This window comes from Ferrovibrio sp. GW821-FHT12D07, assembly GCF_058807275.1.
The window spans coordinates 43,506-54,701 of record NZ_JBXAQN010000004.1; the positions used below are offsets into that span (position 1 = coordinate 43,506).

The 11,196-nt window shown below is 61.6% G+C and carries 13 protein-coding genes; 8 read left to right on the forward strand and 5 right to left on the reverse strand.

The window, feature by feature from the left end; all coding sequences use genetic code 11:
- The first annotated feature begins 5 nt into the window (after positions 1-5).
- The 7 genes from rnr to AC1RRE_RS19700 all read left to right on the forward strand — a co-directional run bounded on the left by rnr (position 6) and on the right by AC1RRE_RS19700 (position 6,432).
- Entirely contained in the window at positions 6-2,279 is a 2,274-nt protein-coding gene (gene rnr / locus AC1RRE_RS19670; protein WP_492983683.1) for a ribonuclease R, read from the forward strand.
- Positions 2,276-3,253, forward strand: a complete 978-nt coding sequence (locus AC1RRE_RS19675; RefSeq protein WP_492983685.1) for a glycerophosphodiester phosphodiesterase — start codon at positions 2,276-2,278, stop codon at positions 3,251-3,253. The genes rnr and AC1RRE_RS19675 overlap by 4 nt, the downstream gene beginning before the upstream one ends.
- A 161-nt stretch (positions 3,254-3,414) precedes the next feature.
- A complete protein-coding gene (locus tag AC1RRE_RS19680; RefSeq protein ID WP_492983687.1) occupies positions 3,415-4,401 on the forward strand; it encodes a magnesium transporter CorA family protein in 987 nt (328 codons plus the stop codon).
- Positions 4,401-4,793, forward strand: a complete 393-nt coding sequence (locus AC1RRE_RS19685) for a DUF983 domain-containing protein (protein WP_492983689.1) — start codon at positions 4,401-4,403, stop codon at positions 4,791-4,793. The genes AC1RRE_RS19680 and AC1RRE_RS19685 overlap by 1 nt, the downstream gene beginning before the upstream one ends.
- Positions 4,794-4,809: 16 nt before the next feature.
- Positions 4,810-5,496, forward strand: coding sequence for an NUDIX hydrolase (locus AC1RRE_RS19690; protein WP_492983691.1), 687 nt, complete (start codon positions 4,810-4,812; stop codon positions 5,494-5,496).
- Positions 5,493-6,101, forward strand: coding sequence for an NUDIX hydrolase (locus AC1RRE_RS19695; protein ID WP_492983693.1), 609 nt, complete (start codon positions 5,493-5,495; stop codon positions 6,099-6,101). The genes AC1RRE_RS19690 and AC1RRE_RS19695 overlap by 4 nt, the downstream gene beginning before the upstream one ends.
- A 76-nt stretch (positions 6,102-6,177) precedes the next feature.
- Entirely contained in the window at positions 6,178-6,432 is a 255-nt protein-coding gene (locus AC1RRE_RS19700) for a hypothetical protein (RefSeq protein ID WP_492983695.1), read from the forward strand.
- Between the two features lie 410 nt (positions 6,433-6,842).
- On the opposite strand, the gene AC1RRE_RS19705 is transcribed toward AC1RRE_RS19700, so the two are convergent.
- The 3 genes from AC1RRE_RS19705 to AC1RRE_RS19715 form a co-directional block, all read right to left on the reverse strand.
- Complete coding sequence (locus tag AC1RRE_RS19705; RefSeq protein ID WP_492983799.1) at positions 6,843-7,664, reverse strand: IS1 family transposase; 822 nt, start codon at positions 7,662-7,664, stop codon at positions 6,843-6,845.
- 2 nt (positions 7,665-7,666) lie between these two features.
- Positions 7,667-8,677 carry a P63C domain-containing protein gene (locus AC1RRE_RS19710; protein WP_492983697.1) on the reverse strand — a complete coding sequence of 337 codons (1,011 nt, stop codon included), beginning with the start codon at positions 8,675-8,677 and terminating at the stop codon, positions 7,667-7,669.
- Positions 8,678-8,747: 70 nt separating this feature from the next.
- Entirely contained in the window at positions 8,748-8,990 is a 243-nt protein-coding gene (locus AC1RRE_RS19715; protein ID WP_492983699.1) for a hypothetical protein, read from the reverse strand.
- 173 nt (positions 8,991-9,163) lie between these two features.
- Between AC1RRE_RS19715 and rpmG the strand changes: the two genes are divergently transcribed.
- Positions 9,164-9,331, forward strand: coding sequence for a 50S ribosomal protein L33 (gene rpmG, locus AC1RRE_RS19720; RefSeq protein WP_297684618.1), 168 nt, complete (start codon positions 9,164-9,166; stop codon positions 9,329-9,331).
- A gap of 94 nt (positions 9,332-9,425) precedes the next feature.
- Here rpmG and AC1RRE_RS19725 read toward each other — a convergent pair whose 3' ends face one another.
- Together AC1RRE_RS19725 and AC1RRE_RS19730 are read right to left on the reverse strand one after the other, a co-directional pair.
- A complete protein-coding gene (locus AC1RRE_RS19725; protein ID WP_492983701.1) occupies positions 9,426-10,790 on the reverse strand; it encodes a PleD family two-component system response regulator in 1,365 nt (454 codons plus the stop codon).
- 23 nt (positions 10,791-10,813) lie between these two features.
- Positions 10,814-11,188: a response regulator gene (locus AC1RRE_RS19730; RefSeq protein ID WP_492983703.1), complete on the reverse strand. Its 375-nt coding sequence runs from the start codon at positions 11,186-11,188 to the stop codon at positions 10,814-10,816.
- Between the last annotated feature and the right edge of the window lie 8 nt (positions 11,189-11,196).

Consider the following 11,196-nt stretch of genomic DNA (forward strand, 5'->3'; position numbering starts at 1 on the left):
GCGGCGTGGCCAAGAAGAAAGATCATCCCGGTCTTCCGTCCAAACAGGACATCCTGAAGTTCATTGCCGACAATCCCGGCAAGGTGGGCAAGCGCGAGATCGCGAAAGCCTTCGGCGTCGGTCCGGAGCTGCGCGTCCAGCTCAAGGGCCTACTGCGCGAACTGAAGGCCGAGGGCGACGTCAACACCACGCATGGCAAGCGCATGACGCCGAAGGGCGAGTTGCCCGAGGTGACGCTGGTCGACATTTTCCGCATCGACCGCGACGGTGACCTGATGGGCCGGCCGGTGGAATGGACCGGCGAAGGCGAAGCGCCGCGTATCGTCTTTGAAGTCAGCGGCAAGCAGCGCCGCCGCGAGCTGGCCGATGTCGGCGTCGGTGACCGCGTGCTGGCCCGCCTGCAGCGCGCCGGCCGCAACCGTTATGTCGGCCGCGTCATCAAACGGCTGGAAAAGGAAGAACAGCCGGTGCTGGGCGTCTTCGCCCTCACCGAGACCGGCGAAGGCCGCCTGCAGCCGACCGACAAGAAGGTTCGGCACGAATACATCATCGCGCCTGAACATCGCGGCCACGCCAAGGCTGGCGAGATCGTGGTGGCACAGCCGATGTCCGGCCGCCGGTTCGGACTGAAGACCGCTAAGGTGATCGAGGTGATCGGCAGCAGCACCGATCCGAAAGCGCTGAGCCTCATCGCCATCCACACGCTGGGCATCCCGACCAAGTTCAGCGATGCCGCCCTGCATGACGCGCAGAAAGCCAAGCCGGTCACGCTGGGCAAGCGCGACGACCTGCGCGACATCCCGCTGATCACCATCGATCCGGAAGACGCGCGCGACCATGACGACGCCGTCTTCGCTGAACCCGACGACGATCCGAAGAATGCCGGCGGCTGGCATGCCATCGTCGCCATCGCCGATGTCGCCCATTATGTGCGGCCGGGTGCCGCGTTGGACCACGATGCGCGCCAGCGCGGCAACTCCACTTACTTCCCGGACCGTGTCGTGCCGATGCTGCCCGAGGCGCTGTCAGCCGACCTCTGCTCGCTGGTCGAGGGCAAGGACCGCGCCTGCATGGCCGTGCATCTGTGGTTCGACGCCAACGGCAACAAGATCCGCCACAAATTCGTGCGCGGCCTGATGCGTTGCGCCGCCGGGCTGAACTATCGCCAGGTGCAGATGGCCATCGACGGCGAGCCCGACGAAGCGGCGAAGCCCTTCCTCGAACCGGTGCTGAAACCGCTCTACGCCTGTCATGCCGCCATGAACAAGGCGCGTGCCGCACGCCAGCCATTGGCCATCAATGCGCCTGAGCGCCGGGTGGTAATGGGCAAGGACGGGCATATCGCGGCGATCAAGCCGCGTGAGCATATGCTGAGCCACCAGGTGATCGAAGATTTCATGATCACGGCCAATGTCGCGGCCGCCGAGGAACTGGAAAAGCGGAAGCAGCCCTGCATGTACCGCGTGCACGAGCAGCCATCCGACGAGAAAATCGACAGCCTGCGCAAGTTTCTCGCCACGCTGGATTACCGCCTGGCCAAGGGCCAGGGCCTGCGGCCCATGCATTTCAACGCCATCCTCGAGGCCGCGAAGGGCAGCGAGCATGAGCGGCTGATCAACGAAGTGGTGCTGCGCAGCCAGATGCAGGCGACCTACTCGCCAGAGAACCGCGGCCATTTCGGCCTCAACCTGAACAAATACGCGCATTTCACCTCGCCCATCCGCCGCTATGCCGACGTGCTGGTGCATCGCGCGCTGATCCGCGGCCTTGGTCTGGGCGACGAGGGCCTGCCACCTGAGGATGATGCGAATTTCGAGGGCATCGCCGAGCATATCTCGCTGACCGAGCGCCGCTCGATGCAGGCCGAGCGTGATGCCCTGAACCGCTTCGTCGCCGCCTTCATGGTCGATCATGTCGGCGCCGAATTCGAGGGCCGCATCACCGGCGTCACCCGCTTCGGCCTCTTCGTCGAGCTGGACGAGACCGGCGCCGATGGCTTCGTGCCGATCGCCACGCTGGGCGACGACTATTACGAGCATGACGAGGCCCATCGCGCCCTGGTCGGCAAACGCACCCGCAAGCGCTATCGTCTGGGCGATGCTGCCACCGTGCTGCTGGCTGAAGCCACACCGGTGACCGGCGGCCTGCGTTTCGAGATCGTCGGCAGCGGCGGCGCACGCCCGCGCCGCCAGCATAGTGGCGGCGACGCAAAACCCGTGATCAAGAAACCGACCAATCGCCCGAGCTGGGCCAAGCACAGGAGCAAGAAGAACCGATGATCCGCCATCTTGCTCCTGCCATCGTCACGCTTCTGATCGCAGCGCCCGCCCTCGCCTTCGACCTGCAGGGCCATCGCGGCGCCCGCGGTCTTGCCCCCGAGAACACCCTGCCGGCTTTCGCCACGGCGTTGTCGCTGGGCGTCTCTACCCTGGAATTCGATGTCAACCTGACCCAGGACGGCCATCTTGTGGTCGGCCATGATCCGATGCTGTTGCCGCATCTGGCGCGCCTGGACGGCAAGTGGATCGCCACGCCCGGCCCGGTCATCTGGCAGACGCCGCTGGCCGAGCTGCAGCGCTATGATGTCGGCCGGCTCGATCCGAGCAGCCGCTATGGCCAGACCTATCCGGACCAGAGGCCGGTGGATGGTACGCGGATGCCACTGCTGGGCGATGTCTTCGCGCTGGTCGCCAAAAGCGGTAACACCGCCGTGCGTTTCAACATCGAGACCAAGATCAACCCCGCAAAGCCGGATGAGAGCGCGCCGCCTGAGCGCTTCGCTACCGCGCTGGTGCTCGCCATCCACAGTGCCGGCCTCGCCGGCCGTGCCTCGATCCAGTCCTTCGACTGGCGCACGCTGAAAGTGGCAGGCCGTCTCGCGCCGGAAATCCCGCGCGCCTATCTCACCATCGAGGGCGGCAATTCCGACAATGTGCAGCGTGGCCAGCCCGGCGCCAGCCCCTGGCTCGGCGGGCTGGATGCCGATGACCATGCCTCGACGCCGGCGCTCGTCAAAGCGGCAGGCGGACAGATCTGGTCGCCCTTCTGGCGCAATGTGACGCCGGAGCTGGTGGCCGAGGCGCAGCAACTGGGCCTGCAGGTAATCCCCTGGACGGTGAACGACCCCGCCATCATGGAACAACTGATTGCCATGAAGGTGGACGGCCTGATCTCGGATTATCCCGACCGCCTGCGCAGCGTCATGCAGGCCCGCAGCCTGCCCCTGCCCGCGCCCACGCCCGTCTCTCCCTAAGCCTGGTCCGCCATAAAACTGCCCTATCCGCAGGCCATGATCCTCCCTGCGGCAAATTTGCCGCAGGTGGGTTTTCAGGGCTTCCCAGGCCCGGCTTACAGGGCTACAAGGGCGCCGCGCTGCACCGCCGGGACAGCGCCGGAACACCAGGGACGGCCAGCATGATCACTGCCTACCTGCCGCAAAGCGGCCAACTACAGCGCCTTGAGCTTACCCCCAACTCGACCCTCCCCGAGGGCGTCGTGTGGATCGACCTGCTTGAACCAAGCCAGGCCGAAGAGAAGGCCATTGAGACGCTGCTGGGCATCGAAGTCCCGACCCGCGAAGAGATGCAGGAGATCGAAATCTCCAGCCGTCTGTATCGCGAGGGCGATGCCAGCTTCATGACCGCCAACGTGCTGTATCAGGCCGAGACGCCGCAGCCGCTGACCACCGCCGTCACCTTCATGCGGACCCCGCGCGCCACCGTGACGCTGCGCTACGCCGATCCGCTCGCCTTCCGCCAGTTTGTCGCCCGCGCCCAGCGCCAGCCGCCGCTGATGGCCTCGCCCGATGCAGCGCTCTGCGGCATCCTAGATTCGATCATCGACCGCGCCGCCGACGTGCTTGAAATCGCCGGCAAGGATCTGGATGGAATCTCGCGCACCATCTTTGGCTACAAGAAACAGACTGATCAGCCGCAGACCGCCGAGGTCGATCTTGAAGAAGCCGTGCGCACGCTGGGCCATGTCGAGGACCTGACCTCGCGCATCCGCGACAGCCTGCTGTCGCTGACGCGCCTGATCGCCTTCCTGACGCTGACCATGGCCGAGCAGCGCGGCACCAAGGAAAGCCGCGTCTGGCTGAAGACGCTGGCGCGCGACGTGCAGTCACTGAACGAGCAAGCCGCCTTCCTGGCGCACAAGGGCAACTTCCTGCTCGATGCGACGCTGGGCCTGATCAACATCCAGCAGACCAAGATCATCAAGATCTTCTCGGTCGCCGCCACCGTGTTCCTGCCGCCGACCCTGATCGCCAGCATCTACGGCATGAACTTCAAGACGCTGCCCGAACTAGAATGGGCGCTGGGCTATCCCTTCGCGCTGGCATTGATGGTCGCTTCCGCGATCCTGCCCTACTGGTGGTTCCGGCGGAAAGGCTGGCTGTAATGCCGCTGTCGCTCGACGACCTGATCGAGCGGCCGACGGGACAGGCGATGTGGCGCGGCTGGAAGCAGCGCTGTCCACAATGCGGCACCGGCCGGATGTATGGCCGATTCCTGAAGGTCAACGACACCTGCGCCGACTGCGGCCTCGACATGGCCGGCCACCGCGCCGACGATGCCCCGCCCTATTTCACCATCCTGATCGTCGCCCATATCATCGTGCCACTGATGCTGCTGCTGGAACAGAAGGTCCAGCCGCAGGAATGGGTGCATATGGTGCTGTGGCTGCCATTGACCGTACTGCTCAGCCTGTGGCTGCCGCCCCGCATCAAGGGCGTGCTGATTGGTTTGCAATGGGCCAGACGTATGCATGGCTTCGGCAGCGAGCCGCACTGAAGCTATACTGTCCCCGATGGGAAACGCCGACTCGAAGCTGCAAGCGATCCGCGATGCCGCCACGCTGGTGCTGTATCGCCGGCAGGGTAACCGCCTCGAAGTCCTGATGGGCGAGCGCCATGGCGCCAGCGCCTTCATGCCCAACCGTTATGTCTTTCCCGGGGGGCGCCTCGATCTGGCCGACTACCGCATTCGTCCCGCCGCGCCGCTCAATCCGGTCAGCACCGCGCGGCTGGATCGCGCCAAGGGCACCGGCCCGCGCAAGGCGCTGGCGCTGGCGCTCGCTGCCATCCGCGAGACCTTCGAGGAATCCGGCCTGCGCATCGCCGGCCGGGCCAAAGTGCAGAAAGACCTGCCACCAAACTGGACCGAATTCTGCGCCGGGGGCCTCGCGCCCGATCCTTCCACGCTCCTCTATATCTGTCGCGCCATCACGCCGCCCGGACGGCCGCGCCGCTTCGATGCCCGCTTCTTCGCTGCCCCGGCCGAGGCGGCCGAGGGCGCGCTGCGCCCCTCGCCCGAACTGGACAAGCTGACCTGGATCGCCCCGGCCGATACCGGCGACCTGCTGCTGCCCGGCATCACCCAGTTCGTGCTGGCCGAGTTGGCGGCCTGGCTCAGCCCGGCTGCCGCCGCCGATCCGGCCCGACCGGTGCCCTTCCACTACATGCGCCGGGGCCAGAGGCAGCAGGACCTGGTATGACCCGGCCGGTCATTCCCCGGGATGCCGCCAGTTTGGTGCTGGTCCGCCGAAGCCCCGCCGGGCCGGAGGTCCTGATAGGCCGGCGCGCTGGGAAGCATCGCTTCCTGCCCGGTGTTTACGCCTTCCCGGGCGGCCGGCTCGACTCATCTGACAGATCAGAAAAGCCAATCAAGCCGTTGATCATAAAACATGATCGTATCGATGAAGTTCTGGCCATAGCCGCCGTTCGCGAAACCTGGGAAGAGACCGGCATCCTGCTCGGCCAACTGGAACATGGCCGGCTGCGGCCCGACCTGTCGGGCCTGCGCTACCTCTGCCGGGCTATCACACCGTCGGACAGCCCGATCCGTTTCCATGCCCGCTTCTTCCTGCAGGACGTCACCGGTTTGCCAGTCATTCTGGCCGGTTCAGGCGAACTGCTGGACCTGGCCTTCCGACCGGTCCCGGTGGCGCTCCGGCTGCCGCTGGCCGACATCACCGAGTTCATACTGGGTCTGGTGGCCGGGCTGGAACCGGACCTGCAGCCCAAACGCACGGCTTTCTGGCGCTATCGCCAAGGTAAGCCCATGATCCGTTGGGATAATCCTGGTAGTGTCTCAGTTTGAAAGTTTCCGGTAAGCGCCTGAGCTTCCTTTAAAAAGTGCCGTGAACTAGACTTTCTCCCGCAAAAGGGAGCGATTCATGGCCAACGGCGCTTTTAAGTCATTGCTTGCATTCTTCAATTTACCGGCGCGCGTAGAAGTGCTGGAGGTCAAGGTTGAGGAGTTGAGCACACTGGGGCGTGCCGCCTTGGAACTGGCCAATGCTGCGGACGCCTTAATCGCCGCCGTGAAGTATTACGTCGGCCCCCTGCTGGGCAATCTCCGGGAGCCCATCCGGGAACTAGAGGATAAATCCCGGGCTGTCCGGGGGCTCTTGGCCAAGGAGGCCGAATAAGCCCCGAGAGGGGTTTATATGGTCAACACTCTGCCTATCCCGCGCCCGATTGAATTCATGTTGCGCGGTTATAGCGTCCTCCAGATGCGGCACATTCTGAAGCACTGGAATAATCTCAGCGAAGATGATCTTACCCGGTTGGGCTTTAGCGCCCTCGGTTCTGAACCAGCAGTGTTCGAATCTGGGCTATTTCACTCCCCACCTTCGCCAGCCCATTCTCCCGCTGGGCCGCATTTGACAGTTGTTCAAGGTGACCTTCTATCCGATCCAGATAATGAGCGATGAACTCCAGGGCTCGCGCTTGACGGTCAGCGGCCGTTATATGCGCCCCACCATCATCGCCGAATGAAAACGTAGCTTTCTGACTTGCCATCTTCCCCTCCTATTTTAAGGGGGAAACGATACTCGCCTTAATCAGCCAAGGCAGCGATTTCTTCGAGCGTCCACAAATGATCGCTCACACCAGCCTGCATAGCGGGGCTCACGCGCAGGCTCTTATGGATGCGGCCGAAGTTGTAGAACATGAAATGCAGCGCAATTGCGTGGCTGTGGTTCTCGACTTTCTTTGAAAAGCCGTTCGTCAGGCGTGTGAAGCGCCGCATGGACATCCGCATAGTCAGGTTCTGGCGCTCTACGAAGCTAGTGGAAATGTGCTTCTTGTCGGGCCGCCCTTCCAGCACTTCCTTCTTGATGCCAATGCATTCGCCGGGGCTGTATTTCCCCTCACGCGCGACACTGCGGTACTGCTTGATCAGCGCGGCATAATCGATATCCGAGCCGAAGGTGATCTGAACCGCATCCGGATAGGCGTGGTGGCCATCGCTGGTAAGTTGGATGCGATCCGTCATGCGGACCCGCAGATCGTCGAGAAACTCAACGGCCGCTTCTCGGCTGCGATCCGAGACGAGCCACGACGGGACAATCTTGGTATCGGCGCAGATGCTGGTCCAGGTCCACACATCGCCAACACCAAACTCGCCCTTCATTTCATCGGGGACGTTCTTCTGCTTGGCGTAGACGAAGGACCAGATCTCATCGACCTGAATGCGCTTGCACGGCAGATTCCGCAGTGCCTGGTCCTGATAGGCCGCACAGGCCGTACCCACATCTACCAGCAGCTTCGTGACGGTGTTGATCGACACATCCGCCAGTCGCGAAGTCGCCCGCAGGCTGGTGCCCTCAACCAGAAGGCCGAGGATTTGGGCACGCTTCTTGATGTCTAGCCTGTTCAGTTTCAGTAATCCCCGAAATCGAACTCTGGAGTTTCGTGCAATCTAGGTGCGGAGCGTTGAAGGGCACGATAAAAAGGTGCCCAAGTCGTGTGGCCCTTCATCATGAACATCAAGTTGCTGATGTGCTCTCGCAACTTCGGGTGTCCATGTTCGCGAGTTAGCCATTGGTGATGCTTTCTTGCGCGTCGGCCTGTTTCTTCGACGACCGGGTTCTTCTCGCGCAATGCCTCTAATACCCCAGGAGCCAATCTGGAATAAACGATATCGTTTGTTATGTGACCCAATACTCCCGGCTTAGCCAATGAATCTGGGTCATGCTTCCAGCCTCGTAATCGGAAAACTTGCTCGTAAAATTCATCTGGGAAAGTTTTCGCCCACTCTGCCCAATGTTGGGCGAGATACTTCTCCAGCAGTTTATTAAGTGCGTCGCGTGCTCGCACATTCTGAAACCCGGTGGCTTCATCAATCCAAGCATCGATGCCCATTCGGCCAAACGCATACAAAAGCGCTTCGCAATAACGAGCATATCGTCTCTGCACTTCGGTTCGCAGAAGCCCAGCAGAATGAGCTTTGGAGAAACCAACGCAGAAATCGTAGAGGACGTTTGACTGATACCCATGCGTGGGTGTGTTGGTGAGGGAGAGAAATAAAATCGGATTTTGGATGTCCACCAAAATATTGTTTGGAATAAATGAGTTAATTGCTGGATCGGCCAGAATTTTGACTAATCGATGTCCACTATTTGCACCACGTCCTTTAGCGCCGATGACCGCCAAAAAACCACGCTCCGACATGACGCGGCGGCCATCAGATAAATTGTAGACGGGGACTACATACCCTCCGACCGGCTGCTCACCAGCATGAGTAGCCTTTGGCAAATCACCAGGGGCGTCACGAATTGCAGCCCAACGGGCCTGAGCGCCTTGGCGCGCTATTGCGCGCCGTTCCTCGGGACTCAGTCTCTTGGCTCGCTCATCGCCCCCCTTTTTTTGACGCGCACTATCATCCGCCATCCGCGAAGCCTCCATGCTTGCAGACCGAAATTACCTCCATGCTTGCTTTTAAGCAAGCATAATAATAATTCTATGCTTGCTTATTCCAGCGTGCTTTTGCAGCTTTTTTAGCAATCTGCTGACGCTTTTTAGACGTTAAACTCTCAGCACGAGCTTTGCCGCCCTTGAGGCCGCCTAGGCGCCCCAGGGCCACGGCAGCGGGGTTCTTGCCAGCATCTGGCTGAACCGGCTTCTTGGCCTCCCCGGTGGCCATGTCGGCGACCAGCTTGGCCAATTGGTTAATATCGCGGGGGCGTTTGGGTTTCGTCACCATGTTGCGATTATAGCAACTTACGGGCTGACCTGCATTACCGGTCAAGCATCCCCTTGATAACTCAGGGGGTTCAAACTGAGACAGTACCATAATCCTTAAGAGATTGACATCGGGGTGCGAATCCCTATGCTGCGCCGCCAATCCCAGCCACACGCTATTTTGGAACACGAGTCATGGCCAAGCCGACCACCCTCAAGATCAAGCTTCTGAGCACCGCCGACACCGGCTTCTTCTATGTGACCAAGAAGAACCCGCGCACCAAGACCGAGAAGCTGTCGTTCAAGAAGTACGACCCGGTGGCGCGCAAGCACGTCGAATTCAAGGAAACCAAGATCAAGTAAGGTTTCCCGTCCAGAGCGCGTTTCGCGCCGGACCTGAAATGCAAAAGCCCCGATCTTCAGCGGGGCTTTTTGTTTGCCTTGAAAGCAGTAGCCGTCAGACCTTGCGGTAGACGATGCGGTTGCGACCGCCGTTCTTGGCCTCGTAGAGCGCATCGTCGGCGCGCTTGAGCAGGGTATCCGCCGTATCGGCGTCATTCGATGACGTGCAGCCGATCGAGCAGGTCACCGTCAGGTCCCCCGCGCCGCGTGTGACGATCGGCTTGGTGCCGATGGCCTGCAGCAGACGGCTGGCCACAACCTCGGAGGATTCCAGATCGGTGTCGGGCATCAGCACGACAAATTCCTCACCGCCGTAACGGCAGGCCATGTCAATGCCGCGGATGTTGCGCACGATGCGGTTGCCCAGCTCGCGCAGCACCTCGTCGCCCACCGGATGGCCGTGGGTGTCATTGATCGACTTGAAGTGATCCAGATCGAGAATCGCCACCGCCGTGCCATGCTGGCTTGCACTCTGGCTCAACAGCGTAGACAGATGCGAGGCCATATAGCGACGGTTGTACAGGCCGGTCAGCGGGTCGGTGACCGCCATCTCCATGCTCTGCTGGTAATGCAGGCGCAGACGATCCTGATAGCGCTTGCGGCGCACCTGGGCGCGCAGGCGGGCGATGAATTCGTTGCGGTCGATCGGACGCACGACGTAGTCCGTGACACCGATCTCCAGCCCCTTCACCAGCTGCTTCTGGTCGTCCGGTCCCACCAGCAGCAGGATCGGCACGTTGCGGGTTTCTTCCGTGGTGCGAAACTGCGAGCAAAGCCGCAGGCCATCGGGATTCTGCAGGCCCAGGCTGATCACGATGGAATCGTATTCGGTCTGGCGCGCACGGCTCAACGCTTCCATGCCGTCGGCCAGAATCTCGATCTGAAACTGGCCTTCGATCATGCGCTGCAGGCGTACCTGGTCGCGCGGATTGTCTTCCACCAGCAGAATCCGCGCCGAGACGTAATCTTCATCCAGGCTGGGCACCGGCGGCGAGATCACGCCGAGCGATGCAGACGTCCGTTCGCGCATGCGTAGCTCGTCGAGCATCAGCTTGACACGCAGCAGCGAGCGAACGCGCGCGAACATGGCAATGTCATCGACTGGTTTGGTCAGGAAGTCATCGGCGCCAGCGCTCAGGCCCTGCACGCGATCCTCGGGATCGCCCAAGGCGGTCACCATGATCACCGGCACATGGGCCGTCTCCGGATCGGCCTTCAGACGGCGACAGACCTCGAAGCCATCCATGCCAGGCATCATCACATCCAGCAGGATCAGATCAGGCTTCTGGGCGACAGCCGCCCGCAGCGCCTCCGGGCCACTGGCGGCGGTGATCACTTCGTAATATTCGCTGGTCAGCTTCGCTTCCAGCACCTTGATGTTGGTGCGGATGTCGTCGACGACCAGAATGCGCGCGGTCATCGGTCTACTCTATCTGCTGCAAATCAGGTTTTGGGCTCGAGAAACTGCTTCACCGTCTCGATGAACTTGCCCACCGAGATCGGCTTGGCGATATAAGCGTCGCAACCGCCTTCGCGCATCTTCTCTTCGTCACCCTTCATGGCAAAGGCCGTGACGGCCACGACAGGGATGGTGCGCAGGTTGTCGTCTTCCTTGATCCACTTGATGACTTCCAGACCGGAAACTTCCGGCAGCTGGATATCCATCAGGATCAGATCGGGGCGATGCTTGCGGACCATGGCCAGCGCTTCCATGCCGTCCTTGGTCTGCAGGGTCTGGTAGCCATGGGCATCCAGCAGGTCGTGGAACAACTTCATGTTGAGTTCGTTGTCCTCAACGATCAATACGGTCTTGCTCATCAGCCCCC